Source organism: Actinomyces haliotis, assembly GCF_015355765.1.
Classification (GTDB): Bacteria; Actinomycetota; Actinomycetes; order Actinomycetales; family Actinomycetaceae; genus Actinomyces; species Actinomyces haliotis.
Map to the genome: position 1 here is coordinate 77,216 of NZ_JACWNA010000013.1, position 21,717 is coordinate 98,932.

Sequence of the window (21,717 nt, forward strand, 5' to 3'; positions counted from 1 at the left end):
GCGGGCGCCGGCACGGTCCCGTGCGGCCTCGCGCGGATGGTCGTGCGGCACTCATGGTCCACGCCCCCGTGTTACGGGGCAAATCGGCTCGGGCGCCGGACCCCGGGGCGGGGTCCGGCGCCCGAGCCGGTGACAGGGGACGGCGTGCGCCTCAGTCGCGGGCGCCCTCGCGCCGCGCCATGCGGTAGAGGCCGATCAGCATCGCGATGAACACGACGACACCGAGCCAGGTGCCACCGGTGGCCCACCCGTCCGGGAAGACGACCAGGGGCGCCTCGTTGCCGGTGGCGCCGACGATCGCGGCGAAGACGACGCCCCAGAGCGACTCTCCGACGATGAGGCCGGTCGCCATGAGCGTGCCCATGCGCTTGACCCGCTCGGGGTGGGCGGAGCGCTCGCCGGCGCGGTTGTGGATGACCCCGAGGACGGCGCCGAGCGGGATGAGGACGGTCACGGCGCTGGGCAGGTACATGCCCATGCCGACGGCGATGGTCGGCAGGGACATGCGCCTGGTCGTGCGGGTGAGGATCTCGTCGATGATGATGACGACGACGCCGATGAGGGCGCCGAGACCGAGGAGCCCCCAGTCGATGGAGCCGCCGAAGACGCCCGTGACGAGGGAGGAGATGAGGCTGGCCTGCGGGGCGGCGAGAGCGTTCTCGCCGGCGCCGGGTGCGCCGACGAAGCCGAAGGCGGTCTGCATGAGATCGAGGACCGGCGGGATGACGATCGCTCCGAAGAGGACGCCGATGAGCAGGGCGACCTGCTGCTTCCAGGGGGTGGAGTCGACGAGCTGGCCCGTCTTGAGGTCCTGGAGGTTGTCGTTGGAGATCGTCGCGATGCCGAAGACGACGGCGGAGGTGAAGAGCGTGTAGGCGACCAGCGACGTCGTCTGGGAGTCGTTCGAGGCGCCGAAGACGAGCTTGACGACGAGGGCGGCGAGGATCGCGACGAGGATGCCGACGCCGGAGATCGGCGAGTTGGAGGCGCCGATGAGGCCGGCCATGTAGCCGCACACGGAGGCGACGGCGAGACCGGTCAGGAGGATGAAGATGACCGAGATGAGGACCAGGCCGAGCGCGCTCGAGGCGATGGCGGTGCCGTGGACGAAGAGCCACAGGAGGGCGCCGACGGGCAGCATGCAGGCCAGGGTCGTGATGACGACGACGCGCATGGACAGGTCCTGCTCCGTGACGGGAAGCTCCTCGCCCTTGCCCCGACGGGCGGAGGCGGCGAGGGACTCGCGGATGCCGGAGACGATGGGGCCGAGGATCTTGATGAAGGTCCACACGGCGGCGATGGCGATCGTGCCGGCGCCGACGAAGCGGACGTCGGAGGCGAAGGTCGTCGAGACGAGGTCGGAGAGGTCCGTGCCGTGGAGCCCGGCGACGTGGCCGGAGGTGCGCAGCGGCAGCAGGATCCCGTAGGAGATGCCGAGACCCACGAGCATGGCGACGCCGACCCCGAGACCGACGAGGTGGCCGACGCCGATGATGGCGAGCGACAGGGACGTGCCCAGGGTCGTGGCGCCGGCGCCGAGGCGGAAGGTCGTGGAGACCTCGGTGCCGATGGCCTTGAGGGCGTTGAGGATGACGTAGCCGGCGGAGCAGACGGCGCCCCAGATGATGACGCGCAGGCCCCGGGCGGACTCCTCGGCTCCCTCGTGGGTGTCGCCGACCTTGAGGACCTCCGCCCCCGCGACCCCCTCGGGGTACGGGAGGTCGGAGTGGGTCACGAGGGCGCGGCGCAGCGGGATGGAGTACATGACGCCGAGGACGCCGCCGAGGGCGATGACGGCGACGGTCGTCCAGTACGGGAAGTGGTTCCACCAGCCCACGATGATGAGGCCGGGCAGGACGAAGATGATCGCGGAGAGCGTCCCCGCCGCGGACGCGATCGTCTGGACGATGTTGTTCTCCTGGACCGTGTGGTCCTTGAACCGGCGCAGGATCGCCATCGAGATGACGGCGGCGGGGATGGAGGTCGCGAAGGTCAGGCCGACCTTGAGCCCGAGGTAGACGTTGGCGGCGGTGAACACGATGGTGATGACGCCGCCGATGATGACGCCGCGGAGGGTGAGCTCCTTGACGGCGCCGCGGCTGCTGGCGGCGGCCGGCCGGCGGGCCTCCGTGCCCGCCGGTGTGGCTGATGAGGACATGGTGCGCTCTCAGGTTGGGGATGCGTGAGCAAGCCCGCGCCATCGTGGGGCCCGGGCAAACAGGTCGCACGGTAGCACCGCGCGTCGCGGGCGCCGCGGCCGCCGGGACAGGAGCTCGGTGGAGAGCGCCTCCAGGGCGCAGCCCGCCTCGGTGTCCGGTCCGGGCTCAGGCCTCCTCGCGGAGGGCCTCGGGACGCTCTCCGACGGCGGCGCCGAGGTCGCCCCCTGCCTGGAAGCAGGAACGGGCACCCGTGTGGCAGGCCGCGCCGACCTGGTCGACCTCGACGAGGAGGGCGTCGCCGTCGCAGTCGAGGGAGACGGCCTTGACGTACTGGTAGTTGCCTGAGGTGTCGCCCTTGCGCCAGTACTCCTGGCGGGAGCGTGACCAGAAGGTGACGCGGCCCTCGGTGAGGGTCCGGCGGAGCGCCTCGTCGTTCATCCACCCGACCATGAGGACCTCGCGGGTGTCGTGCTGCTGGACGACGGCGGCGATGAGCCCCTTGGGGTCGCGCTTGAGCCGGTCGGCGAGCTCGTCGGGCAGCGGGGAGTCGGCACGGGCGGTCTCACTGGTGGTCACGGGCCGTGATTGTGCCACGGCCCCGGGCCCCGGCTCGACGGGCCCGTCCAGGCGCCGACGAGGGCGATCAGCACCGTGTCCGGTGCTATGCCCGCGGTGGGTGAGACCTCGGGGCACTTCCCGCGCCGGGCGCGGACGCGCCCTGTGCGTGAGACCGGAGAGGGCGGCGCGGAGCAGGGCCCGTCGGCCGGCGCGCCCCGCCCCCGGCGCGAGGGCTCACCGCACCGGGTGCCCGGCCGCGCGCAGCGCGTCCTTGGCCTCACTGATGGTGAGGGTGCCGTAGTGGAAGACGCTGGCCGCGAGGACTGCGTCGGCACCGTGGTCGGCGGCGGTGGCGAAGTCCGAGGCCCTGCCCGCACCGCCCGAGGCGATGAGGGGCACGTCGACGCGGGCGCGGACGTCGTCGATCATCTCGAGGTCGAAGCCGCCGGTGACGCCGTCGGCGTCCATGGAGTTGAGGAGGATCTCGCCGGCGCCCAGGCCCGCGGCGCGCACGGCCCAGTCGACGGCGTCGATACCGGTCGAGCGGGTGCCGCCGTGGGTGGTGACCTCGTAGCCGGAGGGAGTGGTGACGCCGGCGGGGCAGCGGCGGGCGTCGACGGACAGCACGATGACCTGGTTGCCGAAGCGGGTGGCGACCTCGGTGAGGAGCTCGGGGCGAGCGATGGCGGCCGTGTTGATCCCGACCTTGTCGGCGCCGGCGCGCAGGAGGACGTCCACGTCCTCCACGCCGCGCACCCCGCCGCCCACGGTGAGGGGCACGAAGACCTGCTCAGCCGTGGAGGAGACGACGTCGAGCATGGTGGTGCGACCCTCGGAGGAGGCGGAGACGTCGAGGAAGGTGATCTCGTCGGCCCCCTCGGCGTCGTACCGCGTGGCGAGCTCGACGGGGTCACCGGCGTCGCGCAGGCCCTGGAAGTTGACGCCCTTGACCACGCGCCCGTCCTTGACGTCGAGGCAGGGGATGACGCGGACTGCGACGCTCATGGGGACTCCTGGTGTCGTGGGGGCGGCGGCACCGCGAGCGTAGCGCGCGCTGCGACCGCCCACCTGGACCGTACCGCCCCCGAGCGGCGGCGCGGTCCGCGCTCCGGAGGCCCGGGAACACCGTGCCGACGTGCCACCGCCTCGCGGGGTGCCCGCGAGTGTGGCATCTTGACGTGAAGGGCGTCTCATCGGGGACGTCGCCCCGCCAGCCGGAAGGATCTCATGATGTCCACTCCACACAGCACCGCTCGCCGCGCTGAGGAGCAGGAGCTCGTCCGCGACCTCATGCGCCAGGCGCGCTTCGCGATGCTCACCACCCGTGACTCCACGGGGTCCCTCGTGTCCCGTCCGCTCACGGTCCAGGACGTGAGCGAGGACGGGGACGTCAGCTTCATCGTCCCGAGCGGCGGTGACGCGGCCCAGGAGGCGGACGGCCAGGAGGTGAACCTCGGCTTCCGTGACGGCACGTCCTTCGTCTCCGTCGCCGGACGGGGGCGCGTCCTGCGCGACCCCGCCGTCGTCGAGGACCTGTGGAGCAGCGTCACCAGCGAGCTGGTCGAGCGCGTCGAGGGCGAGGAGAGCTCCAGCAAGGTGGCCCTGGTCGTCCACGCGGACACCGCCCAGTACTGGAAGTCCCCCTCGGGGCCGGCGCTGGCCGTCGGGCTTCTCCGCGCCGCGGTCACGGGCGGTCAGCCTGGTGGACACGCCGGCACCGTCGAGCTGTGACGCGTTCCGAACCGCACGATGGCCCACGACCACCCCAGGAGGACACAGGCATGACAACGAGCACGAGCACCGGGACGCGGCAACAGCCCCGGCCCGCGACCGACGCGTCCTGCCGCGTTCCCACGACCGCGCGACCCCACGGAGAGCCCGACGCGGACGTGATCGTCGTCGGAGCCGGCGTCGCCGGGCTCGCTGCGGCCCGTGCCCTCTCCAACGAGGGGCGCCGGGTCCTCGTCCTGGAGGCCGCCGACCGGGTCGGAGGCAGGATCCAGACCGACGAGGTCGACGGCTTCCTCCTCGACCGCGGGTTCCAGGTGCTCAACCCGGCCTACCGCAACCTGCGCCGCGCCGTGGACGTCGAGCGCCTCGGTCTGCGTCGCTTCCCACGGGACGTGCGCGTGCGCACCTCGGACGGCCTCGTCACCCTGAGCGACCCGAGCCGCAGGCCCTGGACCCTGCCCGCCACCCTCCGGTCCGGGCTCGTCACCCGCCGGGACCTGACCGCGGTGCGCGTCCTGGCCCGAGCGGTCGGCGCGGACAGGACGCGTCGCGAGGGCCTCGACTCCGCCGGCTTCACGGGCCCGCTGCGACATCGGGTGGTCGAGCCCTTCCTCTCCGGGGTCGTGTGCGAGCGCGACGGTTCGACGTCACTGCGGCACACGCTCTGGCTGCTGGCCCTCTTCGCCGCCGGTACGCCCGGTCTTCCCAGCGGCGGCGCACGCACCTTGCCGCGCGTCATGGCCGAGGGGCTGGACGTGCGCCTCGGTGCGCGGGTGACGGACGTCGACCCACGGTGCGGGACGGTGCGCGTCGCAGAGCGCGTCCTGCGGGCAGACGCGGTCGTCGTCGCCGCCGGGCTCGGGGAGACGGAGTCGCTCACGCGCACGCCGACCCCGACGACGCACGGCACCCGAACCTTCTGGTTCGCCACCGCGCAGGCGCCCAGTGACACCTCGGCGATCCACGTCGACGGACGCGGTCTGTCCCCTGAGGACGGGCCGGTCGCCACGACCAGCGTCGTGAGCAACCTCGCGGCCGAGTACGCGCCCGATGGGAAGCACCTCGTGGGCGCACTCACCCTGACCGATGACTCCGACCCCGCCGAGGAGGACGTGCGCCGGCACCTGGGGGAGGTCTACGGCGCCGACTCCACCGGCTGGCAGCTCCTGGCGGTCCATGACGTGCCCGACACGCTTCCTGCCGTGGTTCCCGGGGAGGACCTGCGCCCGAGGGCCGTGCCGGACGGGAAGGTGGTCCGGTGCGGGGACCAGCTGGGAGCCGGCTCGACGGACGGAGCGATCGGCTCGGGACTGCGGGCGGCGGAGGTCGTGCGCATCGCGCTTCGTGACGGCGCGTGGGGCTGTCCCGGCTGATGCGGGCGCTGAGGAGCCCGGCCGCGCGCCGAACCGTCTTCCTGACACCGGGCGCCGCCGAGCACCGGCTCAGCGACTGGGCGGGTGAGGTGCCGGCCCCGCACCGCACGAGGGCCTGCAGGGGCCGTGTGCTCGTCGTCGACGGCCTGACGGGCTCGGGAAAGTCCTGGCTCGCACGAGGCGTCCTTCGTCGCGCTCCCCGCGCGAGGCTGCTCGCCGTCGAGGAGCACGTGCCCGGGTGGTCGGGGCTCGCCGAGGGGGCCCGGCGCTGCGGTGGGGCGCTGGCGGCCCTTGACCGCGGTCACGGTGCGACGCTCGCGACATGGGACTGGGAGACCGGTGCGCCGGGACGTCCCCTGGCGCTCCCACCTCTCGAGGGCGGATGCCTGGTCATGGAGGGCTGCGGCGCGCTCGCCGCCGCGGCGCGGCCGCTGCCGCACCTCGCGGTCCTGCGGGTCCTCGTCACCGCCCCTGCTTCCCTGCGGCTGGCGCGGATCGCGGCGCGGGACGTCTACGACTGGGACGTCGACGCGTGGCAGGAGCAGGAGCGCGAGGTGAACCGCGCGTGGCGACCCCCGGCCGGCCGGGGACGTCCCGGCTGGGGGCCGGACGTCGTGGTGCGGCAGGGCTGAGGACGTCGGGTCAGGGACGCGCGGGGCTCGGCGACGCGGTGGGCGAGCCGCTCCTCGGCGTCGGGAACGCGGTGCCGCCGGTGGCGGCCCGGCGCGGCGTGACGACGACGACCGCGTCGGCGGTCGGTGCGCTCGTCACCTCGCCGCTCGGGGTGGCCGTCGCGGCCGGAAGCTGGTCGTCGTCGGCCACCCCGAGGACGTCGATGACGACGGTGACGGGCGCGTCGCCCCGCGCCTGGTCAGCCGTGAGCCGCAGGAGGACGCGCGAGCCCACGGGCACGTCGACGAGGGACCGCGCGATGCCGTCCAGCGTCGACCGCATGTCGATGACGCCCGGGACCACCGTGTCCCCGTAGGTCGACGAGCGCAGGTGCCCGTCCCAGCCGGCCGAGGCGTAGCGGGCGATGACGCGGTCCGCGGCCGTGACCTGGCGACCGGTGCCCTCGATGAGGGTGGCGGCCGTCGAGGAGCTCGGCGCCTTGGTGCCGGAGACGTCGATGCTCATGACACCGGCGCCGTCGACGGAGACCTTCGGGGCGCCCTTGGGGGCGTCGCGCTCGTCGCCCTGAGCGAGCGTGGGGAGCACGTCGACGACGGTGATCTCGGTCGAGGCGGAGCCGTCGGTGGAGGCGGCGGGGGCGCGCAGGACCACGCGGGAGCCCTCTGCGGTGCCATCGAGGGCACGGGCGAGGGCGGAGCCAAGGTCCTTCTCCTCGAGGAGGCCGCGGTAGAGGCGGGTGCCGGACTCGGTGCCGGTCGTGTTCTCCCCGGTGAGGCCGGAGAAGGTCGCGACGGAGAGCAGGACGGCGTCGCCGGTGGTGACCTCTCGTCCGTCGCCCTGAGTGAGGACGTCGGAGTGGACGGTGGTCGCGGCCTCGAGCGGGCCGCGCAGCGTGAGCACGGGGACGGCGCCGACGCGTCCGGAGACGCTGAGCACGGATCCGACGGGACCGTCCGCCGAGACGGAGGTCGGCGTGGCGCTCGCCGCGCCCGTCGCGTCGCCCGACGCCGATCCCCCGAGCAGGCCCGCGATCCCGACGGGCACGAGGACGATCGCGACGGCGGCCAGGGCCGCGAGCCCGATCGCGATCGGGCCGCGAGGACGGGGGCGCCCGAGGGCGCGGCCGATCGCGCGCTGGGCGCCGGTGACCGGGGCGGGCTCGGCGGGCCTGCCGGGCGCGGGCTGCGAGGCAGGATCCGTGCGGGGCGCGTCATCGTGCTCCGTGGGAGGGGTGTCGGGAGTGCTCATCGGTGGGTGGAGTATCGCAGAGCGCCATGCTCCCGCGGGGGCCTCCCGCGTGAGCCTGTGGACGGGGTGCTGCTCGTTCCCTCAGACGCCGGAAGGCAGCTCCAAGGCGAAGCCCTCGAGCGGCTCCTCCATGTGGGCGAGGAGCTCGTCGACCCGCTCGTCCTGGGTGGCGAAGGGGTTGCGCAGGGCGACGGCGGGGGTGCGGCCGTCGTCGAGCTTGAGATTGACCCAGTCGGCGGTGAGGTCCCGGCGAAGGTCCTCGGCGCGGCCGATGACGGTGCCGCGCAGGTGCGCGCGGGTCGTGGCCGGCGGGGTCGTGACCGCGGCGCGGGCGGCGTCGTCGTCGACGTAGCGGCGCAGGAGGCCGGCCTTCTCGAGCTTGAGGCGCAGTCCGTCGGTGGGGCTGACGTCGTGGTAGGCGAGGGTGAGGCGGGAGATGCGCGGGTCGTCGAGGCCCGCGCCGGCGCGCTCGGCGTAGCGGGTGAGCAGCTGGTGCTTGGCGGCCCAGTCCAGCTCGGTGGCGACGTCCTGCGGACGGCCGGCCCGGACGGCGTCGAGGCCCCGCTCCCACAGGTCGAGGGCCTGGCGCTGGAGGCCGGTGAGGTCCATGCCGGCGGTGTGGGCGCGGACGCGGGAGAGGTGCTCGGTCTGGAGGTCGAGCGGGGTGATGGTGCGCCCGTCGGCGAGCTCGAGCGGGACGGTGCCCGTGAGGTCGTGACAGGTGTCCCGGATCGCCGTCATAGGGTTCGCGAGCCGGAGGTCCGCCAGGGAGCCACCCTCCTCGAGGTAGTCGAGGAGGAGGTCCATGACGCCGACCTTGAGGAGCGTAGAGCCCTGGGCGACGTTGGAGTCGCCGACGATGACGTGCATGCGGCGGTAGAGCTCGGCGTCGGCGTGGGGCTCGTCGCGGGTGTTGATGAGCGGGCGCGAGCGGGTCGTCGCCGAGGAGACGGCGTCCTCCATCTGGTCGGCGCGCTGGGAGAAGACGAAGCGTGCCGGGCTGCCGGCCGGGGAGCCTGGTGCGGGCGGCAGGACGTGGCCGGCGCCGACGAGCAGCTGCCGGGTGACGAGGTGCGGGACGAGCGTGCGCGCGTCGTTCCAGAAGTCCCCGCGGCGGCGGACGAGGTAGTTCTCGTGGCAGCCGAAGCCGGTTCCCTCGGCGTCGAGGTTGTTCTTGAGAAGGTGGATGCGGCCCGGAACCTCCTTGGCCGCGAGGCGCTCGTTGGCGGTGGCGGCGAGGTCGGCCATGGTGAGCTCGCCGGCCCGGTCCTGGGCCAGGAGGTCCTCGAGGCGGTCGCACTCGGCCGTGGCGAACTCGGGGTGGGAGCCGACGTCGAGGTAGAGGCGGGCGCCGCCGCGGGTGAACACGTTGGAGGAGCGACCGCGCTCGACGACGGGCGCGAAGAGCTCCCGGGCGGCGTGGTCGGCGTCGAGCGGCGGCTGGCCGCCGGTCGTGGAGGCGCAGGTGAGGCCGTACTCGGTCTCGACGCCGATGATGCGGCGAGCTGGTGTCGACGCGGCACTCCCCGGCGGCTGCGTCACCTCACTCGCCGCCCTTCTGGACGAAGCCCTGGACGAAGGCGGCGGCGTTCGTCTCGAGGACGGAGTCGATCTCGTCGAGGATGTCGTCGACGCCGGAGACCTGGGTCTGGCCCGTCGTCGAGGCTGCGGTGCCAGCGTCCTCACTGTCGTCGGGGCCGCCGGTGGGCTGGATCTGGGAGTTCACGCTCATGTGCTCAGTGTCCCTCAGGTGCGGTGGTGGTCGTGGCCGCGTCCCGGATCGCGGTGAGGAGCCGGTCGGCGCCGTCGTCGTCGAGGACGACGTCCTCGGGCAGCGCGAGGCGCAGGAGGCCGGCCCGGGTGGGAACGTCGAGGACGAGGCTCGTCCAGGAGGCTCCGACGACCTGCCGGACGGTGGCGACGGCCTCGCCGCGCAGGCGGGCGCGGGTGCCGTGCGGTGCGGCGTCGGCAGCGGTCTCGATGGCGTCGTCGGTGGTGAGGCGGCGGGTGCGGCCGGCGGCGATGACCTTCTCGGCCAGGCCCTTGCCGGGGCGCAGGTCCGCCCACTGGATGTCGAGGGCCGCGAGGCGAGGGTCGTCCCAGGCGAGTCCGCCGCGGGCGCGCAGCCCCTCGCACAGCTGCATCTTGGCGAGCCACTCGACGTCGCGTGCGGCGGTGCTCGTGGCCTGAGCCAGGGCGGCGGCGTCGCCGGAGGCGGCCGCGGCGGCGTAGGCCTCGAGCTCGGTGAGGACCTCGTCCCACAGGGCCAGGGCCTCGGCCGTCTCCGTGCCCGCGTGCTCGGCGTCCGTGCCGCCGAGGTCGGCGGTGACGGCGTCGGCGATGGCCACGAGGTGGGCGCGCTGGATCGCGAGGGCAGTCATCGGCCCGGAGGCGGTGCTGAGCTCGTAGGAGAGCGTGACGTCGTGGGACATGGCCCACAGCTCCTCGACGGGGTCCGCGGTGATCCGCATGCCGACGAGGTCGTCGAGGCCCTCGCCGCGGTCGTGGGCCCGCTCGAGGTACCACAGGAGCAGGTCGGTCGTGGCGACCTTGAGGTAGATGGGGACCTCGAAGCGGTTGGCGTCGCCGTTGATGACGTGGAGGCGGCGGAAGCGGGTCGCGTCCGCGTGGGGCTCGTCGCGGGTGTTGACGATGGGCCGGTTGAAGGTGGTCTGCAGGCCGATGTCGTTCTCGACGTAGTCGGAGCGCTGGGCGACCTGGAAGCCGGCGTGCTCGCTGCGCTGCCCGATGCCGACGCGCCCGGCGCCCACGAGGACGGGGCGGGTCACGAGGAAGGGGATGAGGGCGGCGGAGAGGACGTTGACGTCGAGGTCGCGGCGCACGAGGAAGTTCTCGTGCGAGCCGTAGGCGGCGCCCTTGCCGTCGACGTTGTTCTTGTAGAGGACGACGTCGTCGGCGACGGTGCCGCCCTCGCCGGCGGCGAGCGCCACCATGGCGCGCCGGGCGACGACCTCGCCGGCGCGGTCCCAGGTGACGGCGTCGCGCGGGGTGAGGACCTCGGGGCTGGAGTACTCGGGGTGCGCGTGGTCGACGTAGAGGCGGGCACCGTTGGGCAGGACTGCGGTCGTGGCACGCGGGAGGGCGGCCTCGGCGGCGCTCGGGCGGGGGCGGGTGCCCCAGGGGGCGGGCGGGAGCTCAACGTCGTTGGCGGGTGCGGGCGTGGAGGGCGACGTGGCCGGCGTGGAGGCCGGGCTGCCGGCGGCGGTGTCCGTCGGGAGGTCGAGGGAGGGCGCCGGAACCGGGCCGGGCGCGTCGCCGGAGGGCGCCGGGCGGGCGGGGTCATCCGTGAGCTGGCTCGGGTGGGCGGCCGCCCGGTCGAGGTGCCCGCCGCGCAGGTCGGCCAGCGGGTCCTCCCCCTCATAGTCCCAGCGCACGGCGGGCGCGGGCGCGCCCTCGGCGCCCAGGAGGCCCTTGCGGGAGACGCCGCCGTAGGCCTGGACGATGCGGCTGGCCATGGCCACCGGGTTGGCGTAGGGGTTGCCGGGCTGGAGGACGCCGAGCTCGGTCTCCAGGCCGACCGGCCGGGTGACGGGGCCGAGGGCGGCGCGAGCGGGCCGGCGCTCCCCCGCTGTCCCGGCCTGCGCCGCCGTCGAACCTGCTGCGGGCTGCTGGCTCATGCGCGCTCCTCCTGGGTCTCGGTCCTGGCCTCGGCGGTGAGTCGGCGGACGGAGCGGATCGCCTCGCCACGGTGCCCGACGACGCGCGACCAGCCCTCGGGGTTGGCCGCGCCGGTGATCTCCTCGTTCTGACGGGCCTCGACGTCGACGGCAGCCAGGAGCCGCGGCGTCGACAGACCACCTGGCCCCCCGGCGAGCTCGTCCTTGATCGCGGCCGTCTTCGCGCGGGCGACGACCGCGGCGAGCATGGCGCCGGAGACGAGGTCGGCCAGGTAGAGCGTCTCCTGCACCGCGGTCACGTAGGTGACCTCGAGGACGGCGCGCTGCGGGCTGCGCGCGTAGAGCGACTCGACGACGGCGCCGCGCATGTCCTCGGCCGTGGCCTCGCGGTCGTCGTCGTGGGCTGCGAGCTCGGCGGGGTCGAGAGGCAGGTCGGCCGTGAGGTGCTTGGCGAGTACCTCGAGGGCGCCGGCCGCGTCGGGACGGTCGATGCGGATCTTCACGTCAAGTCTGCCCGGGCGCAGGATCGCCGGGTCGATCATGTCCTCGCGGTTGGAGGCGCCGATGATGACGACGTTGCGCAGGGACTCGACGCCGTCGATCTCGGCGAGGACCTGCGGGACGATCATCGTCTCGACGTCGGAGGAGACGCCGGTGCCGCGGGTGCGGAAGAGGGCCTCCATCTCGTCGAAGAAGATGACGACGGGACGGTCCTCGGCGGCGACCTTGCGGGCCTGCTCGAAGATCGCGCGGATCTGCCGCTCGGTCTCGCCGACGAACTTGGACAGGAGCTCGGGGCCCTTGATGTTGAGGAAGGCGGCGGACCGGGGCTGGACGGCGCCGTCGTCGGCCGTGGCCGAGGCCGCGGAGGCCGCCAGCGAGCTGGCGACGGCCTTGGCGATGAGGGTCTTGCCGCAACCGGGAGGCCCGTAGAGGAGCATGCCCTTGGGGGCCCGGAGGCCGTAGCAGCGGTACAGCTCGGGGTGGGTGAAGGGCAGCTCAAGGGCGTCGCGGATCTCGTCGATCTGCGGGCCGAGGCCGCCGACGTCCTCCCATGACACGTCCGGCGTCTCGGTGACGACGAGCTGCTCGACGCTCGTGCGCTCGACGACGGCGGTGGCGACGTTGGCGCGCAGGTCCGCGGTGAGCGTGTCTCCGGGCTGGAGCGCGTCCACGTCGATGATGCCCGCGAGGGTGACGACGCGGGTGGCGCCGCCGCCGGTGGTGACGAGGGCGCGGACCGGCTCACGGTCACGAGAGCCCGGGGCGTCGGAAGCGCCGGGGAGGATCTCGTCGAGGGTGACGGCCTCACCGGTGTCCGCGGGCGGGAGGGCGTCGACGACGAGCAGCTGGTCGTTGACGGCCACGAGCTGGCCGACGGCGAGCGCGTCCAGGTCGACCGCCGGGTGCACGCCGAGGCGCATGGGGCGGCCGCCGAGGAGGACGTCGGCCTCCCGCGGGCGCGCCGTGGCGGGTGCGCCCACGTGCGGGTAGGCGTGGGAGGCGGCGTGCTCGTGGGCCCCGTGCGCGCGCTCGCGGGCGGCGGCGTCGTTAGGGCCGCCCAGGCGGATCGCTCCGGCGTGGACGGCGCGCCCGGTCTCAGGATCTGTGTCCGGGCGGGACGGTGCGCCCGGGATCCCGGTGAGCACGCCGAAGGACACGGGCGGGAGGGTGACGGCATCCAGCTGCTCGCCGAGCTCGGCGATGCGCTCACGCGCGACGGTGAGGGCCTTGACGAGGCGCTCGTTCTTCGAGGCGAGGCTCATGGCCTCCGCACGGGCCTCGCGCAGCTGGTGGTCCGCGAAGCTGCGGGCGGGTACTCCGAGCGGCTCAGGCATCCTGGTCCGCCTCCTTCTGGGGTGTTCCGGGGAGCACGGGGGTGCGGTCCTCAGGCTGCTTGGCGAGGCAGTCGCGCAGGACGCGCCTGACCTTGCGGTCCGTGCTCGTGCGCTCCTTGACGTCCTCGGGGATCCAGTAGCCGCCGTCGTCGTAGGCGCCACGCGCGGGCGGGCGCTTGCGGGTGAGCGGGCTCGATCCCGCCGCGAGGCGCCGCGCGGTGAGGAGGAAGCCCGTGTGCGCGACCATCGTGTGGTCGGGACGCACGGACAGGCCGTCGACGTTCCAGGTGCGGACCATCGACTCCCAGGACTCGGGCTCGGTATAGAGGCCCGAGTGGCGCAGCGCCTCGACGGTGCGGGACAGCTGGGTGGTGGTCGCGACGTAGGCGAGGAAGAGGCCGCCGGGGACGAGGACGCGGGCGCCCTCCTCGATGTTCTCCCAGGGGGCGAGCATGTCGAGGACGATGCGGTCGACGCTGGCGTCCTCGACGTGGTTCGCGGTGACCTCGGCGAAGTCGCCGGTGCGCAGCTCCCAGGCGGGGTGGTGGCGTCCGAACCAGGAGTCGACGTTGGAGGCGGCGATCTGGGCGAAGTCGGTGCGGCGCTCGATGGAGAGCAGGTGCCCAGTCTCCCCGACGGCCGACAGAAGGTTCATGGTGAGGGCGCCGGAGCCGACGCCGGCCTCGAGGACGCGGGCGCCCGGGAAGATGTCGCCGAGGGCGATGACCTGGCCGGAGTCCTTCGCGTAGACGACCTGCGCGCCGCGCGGCATGGACAGGACGTAGTCGGCGAGGAGCGGCCGCAGGAGGAGGAGCTCGTGGCCCGACTCGGTCTGGAGGACGGTGCCCTCGGGCAGCCCGACGACGTTGCGGTGGTAGAAGCTGCCGCGCTGGGACTGGAAGTAGCCCTTGGCGTCGAGCTGGAAGGTGTGCTTGGCGCCCTTGGCGTCGGTGACCTGGACGCGCTCCCCGTAGCGGAAGGGGCCGCGTCGCCCCGCCTGGCCGAGGACCTCCTGGGTGACGGTGCGCGGCGGGAGCTTGGGCATGGCCTGGCGCGGCTCGGCGGGGTCATTCTCGTCGAACCGGGAGGGACCCGAGGGGATGGGGGCAGTCCCTTCCTCCGGACGCGCGGGGCGGTGCTCGGGGATCGGCTCGGTCATCTGCTCAGACATCACTGGAGAGTGTAGTGAGGACGGACCGCAAGGCCCGTCGTCGTCCGTCCTGCGGGGAGCTCGCACAACGTCCTGCCATGAGTTCCAACCCGAGCACCGAGCTGGGCGCCCGCCGCCCCACCGGGACCTGCGGGTTCCGCCTCATGCCCGCCGACGCGCTCGCCGAGGGCCCGTCGAGCGCTGCCGTCTCCGCCATCGGGGAGGCACTCCTCCTGCACTACACGTGAGTCCACCCCGACGACGGCGAGCAGGAGGGCGTCCTCCTCGTCTCCGGGAAGCCGGAGGACGGGCCAGTCACCGCGACGCTCTTCGACACGTGGCACCAGCACCCGGGCTCCATGACGCTGACCGGTCAGCGCACCGAGGACGGCGGTGCCCGGCTCGAGGCGACCTACCTCGAGGTGTGGGGCTGGCAGGTGGAGGTCACGTTGGGTGATGCCGAGGCCACCATGGTCATGCGCAACGTGGTGCCGGAGCCAGCGCTCGGGATGCTGCCCCAGGGTGACCCGTCCTCCAAGGCCGGCCCCTACGACGCGATGGTGGCGCGCTGGGTCTTCTGACCCGGCGATACCCTCGGAGCATGAGGATCATCGACGTCGACCTGGGCGATGACGCGCAGGCGACGGCCGTCGCACGGCTGCGTCACGCGGAGGTCGTCGAGAACGTGGGAGTCGAGGCGGCCCTGGACTCCGCTGCTGAGGTGAGCCGGCTCCGTCACCGAGTTCCTGGCCGCGAGTTCGTGTACGCGCTCGCGGTCCGCGGCCCCGCCGACGCCGGGTCCACGGTCGGCGTCGCCACCGTCACCTGGGAGACCACGCGCGGCAACGACGACGTCGTGAGCGTCGACGTCTTCGTTGACGCCCGGCACAGGTGCGCGGGCACCGGGACCGCGCTGCTGCGCCACGCTCTCGAGCTGGCGCCCGCCCGCGCCACGAGGGCTTGGGGCAACATCATCACGCCGGGGGCGCTCTCGTCGGACCATCCCGCACGGCACTGGGCCGAGCGCCGCGGCATGCGGGTGACCTCGATGGCCCACGACCTCGTCCAGGACTGGCCGGTCGACGGGCGCGTCCTGGATGAGCTCGATCCGGAGGTGTCCGCCGGCTACGGCGTCCAGTGCTTCGTCGACGGCGTCCCCGAAGGCCTGCGTGACCAGATGGGTCGGCTCAGTGGGATGGTGGTCGCCGAGGCGCCGACTGGTGATCGCGTCGTGCACCCGGTGGAGCGCTCGGCCGCGGAGTACACGACGGCGCTCGAGGACCTCCTCGCCGGGGGCGGTCATCGAATCGAGGCCGTGGCGCTCACTCCGAGTGGCGCGGTGGCGGGCTACAGCTCGCTCGACGTGCCGGCGAGCCCCGGAGCCTCGATCGAGGTGGGCGGCACGCTCGTCCTCCCGGAGCACCGCGGGCACCGCCTGGGACTCGTGCTCAAGTGCGCCGTCGAGCGTCGAGCCCTCGAGCTCGACCTCCCGCAGCGGAGCGTCTGGACGAGCACGGACGACTCGAACACCCACATGTTGGCGATCAACCGGGCTCTCGGCTTCCGCACCGACGCCCTCGTGGCGGATCTCGAGGGCTTCCGTTCGGACGTCCTGGCTCATACGGACGGGGTGACCCTGCCCGCTCACTCGTAGTGGAACCGCGCCTGCAGGATGACGAGGCCCGGCCGGCACGTGGCGCAGACGCTTCAGGAGGCGGTCCGGGTTGGTCGGGATCCGCAAGAGGTCGCCGTCTCGGGTTCCGTGACCGGCGACGACGCGCCGAGCTGGTCAGTTCTCGTGACTTCCGTCCGCAACGCCGCACGCGTCGCACGTCAATCGTTGGAATGACGGGGTTCTCCACTGGGCTCCGTCCTGCTTTACGCCGAAAGTCACGAGAAGTGACCACGTCTCCGGCGCACGACTCCCATTGCTCCCCCACGCCTGCACGAGACCCCGTCCATTAACCACCGTGCGGCGCCCGTGCTCGACTCACTCCCATGACTGATCCCGCAGCCCTGAGCGAGACCGCGGCCCGAGCTGCGCTCGACGCGCTCGACGGACTCACCTGGACGCCCTTCACCCGTGAGGCGCCGCCCGAGGTCGCCGCCTTCTACGCCGTCGTCGAGGAGCATGAAGCCAATCCTGAGCGCACCTCCCTCGCCGAGCTCGTCGACTACGTGGACTCGCCGCGCTCCGTCCCCGAGGAGGACACGCTCGTTGGCCGGGACCGGGACGGGCAGATCATCGCGACGGCCTGGGCGGGCTGCAACCGGCCCCTCACCGAGGTGCGCAGCGTGTTCCTCGGCGGCGCGGTCCATCCGGACCACCGGGGCCGGGGCCTCGGGCGTGCTGTCCTCGCGTGGGAGCTCGCGCACGGCCGCTGCTGGGACGCGGCGACGCGCGAGCGCGGCTTCGGGCCGATGAGGCTCCGTCTCATGGCGACCGCCGACCAGGTGGACGCCCGGCACCTCGCTGAGCGCGCGGGCCTGCCGGTGGCACGGTACTTCTACAAGAGGGAGCGTCCGCTGGGCGACCTGCCCACGTGCCCCGTTCCTGACGGCGTACACCTCGTGGACCGGGACGCGGCCCGATCCGAGCAGGTGCGCACCGCGATCACCGCCGCCTTCCGAGACCCCTGGGGTCACGTCGACGCCACCCCGGAGATGTGGCGCGACCAGCTCGAGGCGAGCACCGCGGCCACGGCCTCGCCTCGGCGCTGCTCGCGGAGCAGATGCGTCGCTTCGCCGCCGACGGCATGGACGCGGCCTGCCTCGGCGTCGACGCGGAGAACCCGCGCGGCGCCCTCAGCCTGTACGAGCGGCTCGGCTACCGGCCGACAGCGAGCACGTGCGTCCACGAGCTCGTCGAGGAGCCGGAGCGAGTTCCTGCCCCGTCCTGGCGGTGTCAGCCATCGAGCAGGACGACCTGGGCCCCGGGCATCCGGGCCGGGCGGTCGTCGTGGGAGATGAGGATGGTGATCCAGTCGGAGCGGCTGGCCTCGATCTCGCCCATGACGCCAGCCGCGGCCTCGGCTGACAGGCCGTTGAGGGGCTCATCGAGGACGCGCACTCCCCCGGTCCGGCGCAGATGTCGCAGCCAGGCGACGACGTGCCTCTCCCCGCCGGACAGGCTCGGCCCGCCAGGCTCGAGCGCCTGGTCCGCGAGGCGCTCCATCCCGGCTACGGCGAGCCGGCCCCGGGCTGCGGCCTCCAGGTCGGGCCGGTCCAGGGTGATGTTCTCGGTGACCGTGCCGGACAGGAAGGACGGAGCCTGCGGCATGAGGAGCACCCGCCCCGGGGTGAGCTCGCCGGCAGCGCCGTCGATGAGGAGCTCGCCGTCGAGGTCCGCTCCGAGTCCGATGAGCGCGCGCACGAGGCTCGTCTTGCCGGTGCCGACGTCGCCGCGCAGCCACAGGACGTCGCCGCGCGCGAGGGACGCGGATACCGGCGTCGTCCGGCGGCCGTTGGGAAGGAGCGTGGAGACACCGCCCAGCTCGAGCGACTCAATCGCCGCACCGTCGTCCACGGCGTAGTGCTCCGCCACGGTGGTGCCGCCGACCGGCGTGCCGTCCTCGTCGACGACGAGCCAGCCCAGCCGCCGCGACACGATCTCGCGAGCGCGCCAGGAGCCGATCGCGGTGGTGACGGCCTCGAGCGCGGCCTGCACGGGTGCGACGAGGACCGCGGCGCCGACGACACTGCCGGCGTCCATGAGCCCGTGCGCAGCCAGGACCGCTCCGCCGGCCAGGACGATCGTCGAGCCGAGCAGGGGGCCGGTGGTGGCGACCTGCTGCTGGGTGGCCCAGTCGCGGAGGGTGCGCCGGGCCGGACCGGCCGTGAAGCTGTCCCAGTCGGTGCGGACCCGGGCGGCGCCGCGGGAGGCTCGTCCTCGCGCCCAGTACAGGTCGTGGGCGTCGGCGACCTCCTGGATCATGGCGGTGCGGGACATCGTCTGGCGGCGCAGGGCGTCGTCGGCGGCCGAGCCGCGCCGGCTGACGGCGGCGGTGAGGGCGATCGGGAGCGCCACCGCGAGGGCCACGAGCAGGAGGGACCACTGGCTCCACGCACCGGCGACAACGGCCGCCCACACCCCGATGGCGACGGCGACAGGAGCGCCGATGACGTCGAGGGTGTCGAGGCGGTAGCGGACGAGGTCGATCATGAGCCGGTCCGGTACCTGCCCGGTGCACAGGAGCGCGGCACGGGACGGGCGCAGACGGAGGTAGCGGTCCAGGAGGGCGAGCTCGTGGTCATAGCTGTCCGCGAGGAGGATCCGATTGCGGCCCAGGAGCGCGGCAGGCTCCACGAGCGCCGAGGCGACGATGACGAGCACCGCCGGCAGGACCTGGGAGGCGGTGAGCGTGCGCCCGAGCGCGTCCTCGATGAGGCCCGCGGTCGTCGTCGCGAGGACGACCTGGATGCCGCGTGAGAGCAGCTGGTAGACACCCTGCAGGGCGCTGGAGCGCCACATGGTGCGCCAGTAGTCGCGGCGCAGGACCCTGCGGGCGGCGGGCAGGACGGGGCTGTCGGCTGCCAGCTCGGTGGCCGCCGTGACGCTGGCGTCCGGGGCGCTGTCGGCGGTGCTCATCGGTCCTCCTCCGGTCGCTCGACGCGGAGCTCGGGCGCGTGCCAGGCCTGCCCGAAGTGCGGGGTGTGGGCGACGGCGAGGATGGCGTCGTCGGAACGCGCCAGGACGCCGGCGAGGCGGGCGGCGGCGTCGGCGGAGAGGTGCGCGTCCGGCTCGTCGAGGAGGAGGACCCCGCGAAAGGAGCCGATGGCCTCGCCGATGAGGACGGCCTTGCGCTGTCCGCCGGACAGGTCCGCGATCGGGACGTCGGCGATCCGCTCAGCCTCCTCGGGGCCCAGGATCTCGACGAGGGCGGCCCGGGCGCGTGCGGCGTCCCCACCGGTCGCGGCGACGTCGTCGAGCAGCTCGGAGGGGGTGAGCGTGAGGACCGGGTCGTGCTGCGCCAGGTAGCCGGCCCGCAGGTCGGCCGCAGGCAGGGCGGAGGCGACGGTGCCGTCGGCGTCGGCGAGGCCGACGACGCCGCGCAGCATGAGGGACTTGCCGGCCCCGTTCGGGCCGACGACGTGCAGGGACTCCCCCGCCCCCAGGCGCAGCGACGGGACTCGGGAGCGGACCGCGCCACCTGCGCGGACGGCGAGGTCGCGGACGGCGAGTGCGGCGTCGTCGGGCTCCATCAGCTGCTCAGGCTCGGGGCGGAGGAGGCCGGCGAGGCGGGACTCCTTGCGGCGGTTGACCCAGAGGTCGGTGAGCGAGCTCGCGCCCGAGCCGACGAGGCTGAAGAAGGAGCGCAGGACGATGACGGCTCCGGCCGCCTCCGTGAACGGGACGCGTCCGGTGGCCACCAGCCAGAGGACGAGAAGGAGGGAGCCGTACAGGGCGGTGGCCTGAACGAGGTTGGACAGGCCCCACTCGGCGGCTCCGGTCGCCTCGGCCATGGTGCCGACCCTGAGGTGCTGGTCGTCGAGGCGGCGCACGCGGGCGCGGACGTAGTCCTGGAGGCGCTCGGTGCGAATGAGGTCGAGGCTGTCGCGGGCCTGGAAGTACTCGGAGTCGATGGCGGCCTCGACGTCGGTCGTCTCCTCGTAGGCGCGCTCGGCCCACTGCTTGACGGCCCAGGCGGGCAGAGTGGTGACGAGCGAGCCGACCACGGCCCAGGCAAGGGCCCAGGGGCTGATCCGTGCGACCCACACGAGCGAGACGAGGGCGACGACAGCAGCGACGGCCAGCTGCGGGAGGGTCTGGACGCGCATGGTGACGACGTCGGTGAGGTCGTCGACGAGCCGCTCCTTGATGGTCCCGGCTGGGGTGGTGCGGGGCAGGCTCAGCATTCGCTACGTGGCGGTGGTCTGGGCGTCGACGAGGACGTCCTGTCGGCGGCGCTCCGCGCGGGCCTGGACGAGGACGCTGGCAAGGAGACTCACGACGACGAGGACGAGCGTCGCACCGAGGAGCACCCAGGAGGCGGGACGGTCATCGGCCTGGGCGACGGCGACGAGCCGGTCCGAGAGGGCCGCCAGGAGGAGCGGCGTGCCAGTGGAGAGCGCGGCGAGGGTCGCCGACGCGAGGCCGGCCCGACGTATGGTGGCGCACGGGAGAAGCGAGCGCGCGCCTTCGTCCTCCATGCCTGGGCCTCCCGGGATCCGGCTCGCGGCGGGGAACCGCGACCACTGAGCATGGTAGTGACGTGGCAGCGCCGGGGGGGGGCGATGGTCCTACGGCCGCGACGACCCGTGGCCCAGCGCCACCTGGGTCAGCTGGCATCGTTCGCGCCAGCTCGCACCCTGTGCTCGCCTTGGAGACGTTGCAAGGGCGAGCAGAGGGTGCGACGGCGCGCGATGGATGCGAGCACGAGCGAGGGCGCGGGGTCAGCCCGCGCACCGACGTCGGTCGATCCGCGCACCGAGGTTGGCCGACCGCCCGCACCTGCCGCCCCCCGTTCCTAGGTGTTTCACAGGCTCCGTCCCGGTGCCCTCCCAGGGTCGGTGGGTTACATAGTTCCTGCCGCCGGACGGAGCGGGCAGCGAGGGTTGGGGAACCCGATGACCTGCCGGTCTCCGAGAGCCGTGAGGGTCTTAGGGAGCCCGAACGGTTCGCTCTGACGAAGGAGGCTGGCACCTGCCGGGTCTGATCGGGAGCCCGGAGCGTGGAGCCGCCTCGACGACGAAGGCCCTCGGGCCGGGAGAGACAACCCGGCCCGAGGGCCCGTCCTCGTCCTCAGGGGCAGGGCGCCATCCACGGCGGCCTCACCCCGTTCTTTGGACCACCTCACAGGATGTGGACCACCGCAGACACTGGCTCAGGTGGTCCGGACTCCGCTAGGTAGTCCAGACAGGGCCGGAGAGGGCACCAGGGTCGCGACGACCGCGGTCACCGCCCTCAGGAGCAGCGCAGCAGTCCCTAGAACTGGGCCCGTGCCCCGTCGCGCGACCTACGTGCTGCGAGCAGGCTGGTCCGGACCGAGGAACCCGAGGACGAGCCCGACCACGACCCCGACGATGACGGCACCCGGAACCGCGCGACTCGTCCCGAGCCAGAGCTGGTCGATGAGGAGGTAGAAGCCCGCCGCCATGAGACCGGCGAGGAAGCCGCTGACGAGGCGCGAGGACCACAGCGACCGCCCCGGCCCCTGCGTGGAGCCTCCGCGGCGCACGGAGCGTCCCCACCACGCGCGACCAAGGACGCACAACGCGCCGAGGACCCCGACCAACGCCGTCGTCACGCCCGTCGAGCTGCCGCCCACCGCACCAACCACGCCGCATACCGTGACCACGAGGAAGCACACCAGCTGCGCCCACATGAGCCGTGTCATCACGAGCCACTCCTCCTAATCATGAACCCTGCGTCCCCGCCGGGTACACCCT

The 21,717-nt window shown here is 73.5% G+C and carries 20 protein-coding genes; 7 read left to right on the forward strand and 13 right to left on the reverse strand.

The genetic code is table 11. The annotated features are described in order from the left end of the window. Positions 1-151: 151 nt before the first annotated feature. The 3 genes from IXW69_RS07415 to hisF all read right to left on the reverse strand — a co-directional run bounded on the left by IXW69_RS07415 (position 152) and on the right by hisF (position 3,722). Positions 152-2,158, reverse strand: coding sequence for an OPT family oligopeptide transporter (locus IXW69_RS07415; RefSeq protein WP_194785709.1), 2,007 nt, complete (start codon positions 2,156-2,158; stop codon positions 152-154). Positions 2,159-2,324: 166 nt separating this feature from the next. Then, positions 2,325-2,735 (reverse strand): phosphoribosyl-AMP cyclohydrolase, encoded by a 411-nt coding sequence (hisI, locus tag IXW69_RS07420; protein WP_194785710.1) that lies wholly within the window; start codon positions 2,733-2,735, stop codon positions 2,325-2,327. Positions 2,736-2,951: 216 nt separating this feature from the next. After that, positions 2,952-3,722, reverse strand: a complete 771-nt coding sequence (hisF, locus tag IXW69_RS07425) for an imidazole glycerol phosphate synthase subunit HisF (RefSeq protein ID WP_194785711.1) — start codon at positions 3,720-3,722, stop codon at positions 2,952-2,954. Positions 3,723-3,947: 225 nt separating this feature from the next. Here hisF and IXW69_RS07430 point away from each other — a divergent pair, with 225 nt between their 5' ends. The 3 genes from IXW69_RS07430 to IXW69_RS07440 all read left to right on the forward strand — a co-directional run bounded on the left by IXW69_RS07430 (position 3,948) and on the right by IXW69_RS07440 (position 6,453). Next, on the forward strand, positions 3,948-4,448 hold the full coding sequence (locus IXW69_RS07430) for a pyridoxamine 5'-phosphate oxidase family protein (protein ID WP_228525029.1): 501 nt from the start codon (positions 3,948-3,950) through the stop codon (positions 4,446-4,448). 50 nt (positions 4,449-4,498) lie between these two features. Next, the gene (locus IXW69_RS07435) at positions 4,499-5,821 is read left to right on the forward strand and encodes an NAD(P)/FAD-dependent oxidoreductase (protein ID WP_194785713.1); all 1,323 of its coding nucleotides are present in this window, start codon (positions 4,499-4,501) and stop codon (positions 5,819-5,821) included. A 128-nt stretch (positions 5,822-5,949) separates the two neighbouring features. After that, positions 5,950-6,453: a nucleoside/nucleotide kinase family protein gene (locus IXW69_RS07440; RefSeq protein ID WP_194785714.1), complete on the forward strand. Its 504-nt coding sequence runs from the start codon at positions 5,950-5,952 to the stop codon at positions 6,451-6,453. A 10-nt stretch (positions 6,454-6,463) separates the two neighbouring features. On the opposite strand, the gene IXW69_RS07445 is transcribed toward IXW69_RS07440, so the two are convergent. From IXW69_RS07445 to IXW69_RS07470, 6 genes are all read right to left on the reverse strand, one after another. Continuing rightward, complete coding sequence (locus IXW69_RS07445) at positions 6,464-7,702, reverse strand: FKBP-type peptidyl-prolyl cis-trans isomerase (RefSeq protein ID WP_194785715.1); 1,239 nt, start codon at positions 7,700-7,702, stop codon at positions 6,464-6,466. An 81-nt stretch (positions 7,703-7,783) separates the two neighbouring features. Further along, complete coding sequence (gene pafA, locus IXW69_RS07450; protein ID WP_194785716.1) at positions 7,784-9,244, reverse strand: Pup--protein ligase; 1,461 nt, start codon at positions 9,242-9,244, stop codon at positions 7,784-7,786. A 1-nt stretch (position 9,245) separates the two neighbouring features. Further along, a complete protein-coding gene (locus tag IXW69_RS07455; protein WP_194785717.1) occupies positions 9,246-9,434 on the reverse strand; it encodes a ubiquitin-like protein Pup in 189 nt (62 codons plus the stop codon). 4 nt (positions 9,435-9,438) lie between these two features. Then, on the reverse strand, positions 9,439-11,340 hold the full coding sequence (locus tag IXW69_RS07460) for a proteasome accessory factor PafA2 family protein (protein WP_194785718.1): 1,902 nt from the start codon (positions 11,338-11,340) through the stop codon (positions 9,439-9,441). After that, entirely contained in the window at positions 11,337-13,178 is a 1,842-nt protein-coding gene (gene arc, locus IXW69_RS07465) for a proteasome ATPase (RefSeq protein WP_194785719.1), read from the reverse strand. Before arc ends, IXW69_RS07460 begins: the two co-directional genes overlap by 4 nt. After that, a complete protein-coding gene (locus IXW69_RS07470; RefSeq protein ID WP_407646550.1) occupies positions 13,171-14,349 on the reverse strand; it encodes a tRNA (adenine-N1)-methyltransferase in 1,179 nt (392 codons plus the stop codon). The genes arc and IXW69_RS07470 overlap by 8 nt, the downstream gene beginning before the upstream one ends. 77 nt (positions 14,350-14,426) lie before the next feature. Here IXW69_RS07470 and IXW69_RS07475 point away from each other — a divergent pair, with 77 nt between their 5' ends. The 4 genes from IXW69_RS07475 to IXW69_RS07490 all read left to right on the forward strand — a co-directional run bounded on the left by IXW69_RS07475 (position 14,427) and on the right by IXW69_RS07490 (position 17,298). Continuing rightward, on the forward strand, positions 14,427-14,576 hold the full coding sequence (locus tag IXW69_RS07475) for a hypothetical protein (protein WP_194785720.1): 150 nt from the start codon (positions 14,427-14,429) through the stop codon (positions 14,574-14,576). 111 nt (positions 14,577-14,687) lie between these two features. Further along, positions 14,688-14,909 (forward strand): hypothetical protein, encoded by a 222-nt coding sequence (locus tag IXW69_RS07480; protein WP_194785721.1) that lies wholly within the window; start codon positions 14,688-14,690, stop codon positions 14,907-14,909. A 20-nt stretch (positions 14,910-14,929) separates the two neighbouring features. Next, positions 14,930-15,982 carry a GNAT family N-acetyltransferase gene (locus tag IXW69_RS07485; RefSeq protein WP_194785722.1) on the forward strand — a complete coding sequence of 351 codons (1,053 nt, stop codon included), beginning with the start codon at positions 14,930-14,932 and terminating at the stop codon, positions 15,980-15,982. Positions 15,983-16,326: 344 nt separating this feature from the next. Beyond that, the gene (locus tag IXW69_RS07490) at positions 16,327-17,298 is read left to right on the forward strand and encodes a GNAT family N-acetyltransferase (protein ID WP_194785723.1); all 972 of its coding nucleotides are present in this window, start codon (positions 16,327-16,329) and stop codon (positions 17,296-17,298) included. On the opposite strand, the gene IXW69_RS07495 is transcribed toward IXW69_RS07490, so the two are convergent. From IXW69_RS07495 to IXW69_RS07510, 4 genes are all read right to left on the reverse strand, one after another. Beyond that, positions 17,234-18,916, reverse strand: coding sequence for an ATP-binding cassette domain-containing protein (locus IXW69_RS07495; protein ID WP_194785724.1), 1,683 nt, complete (start codon positions 18,914-18,916; stop codon positions 17,234-17,236). The genes IXW69_RS07490 and IXW69_RS07495 overlap by 65 nt on opposite strands. Beyond that, the gene (locus IXW69_RS07500; RefSeq protein WP_194785725.1) at positions 18,913-20,184 is read right to left on the reverse strand and encodes an ATP-binding cassette domain-containing protein; all 1,272 of its coding nucleotides are present in this window, start codon (positions 20,182-20,184) and stop codon (positions 18,913-18,915) included. The genes IXW69_RS07495 and IXW69_RS07500 overlap by 4 nt, the downstream gene beginning before the upstream one ends. A gap of 3 nt (positions 20,185-20,187) precedes the next feature. Then, the gene (locus IXW69_RS07505) at positions 20,188-20,478 is read right to left on the reverse strand and encodes a hypothetical protein (RefSeq protein ID WP_194785726.1); all 291 of its coding nucleotides are present in this window, start codon (positions 20,476-20,478) and stop codon (positions 20,188-20,190) included. A gap of 806 nt (positions 20,479-21,284) precedes the next feature. Then, positions 21,285-21,668 carry a hypothetical protein gene (locus IXW69_RS07510; protein WP_194785727.1) on the reverse strand — a complete coding sequence of 128 codons (384 nt, stop codon included), beginning with the start codon at positions 21,666-21,668 and terminating at the stop codon, positions 21,285-21,287. Positions 21,669-21,717 lie beyond the last annotated feature (49 nt).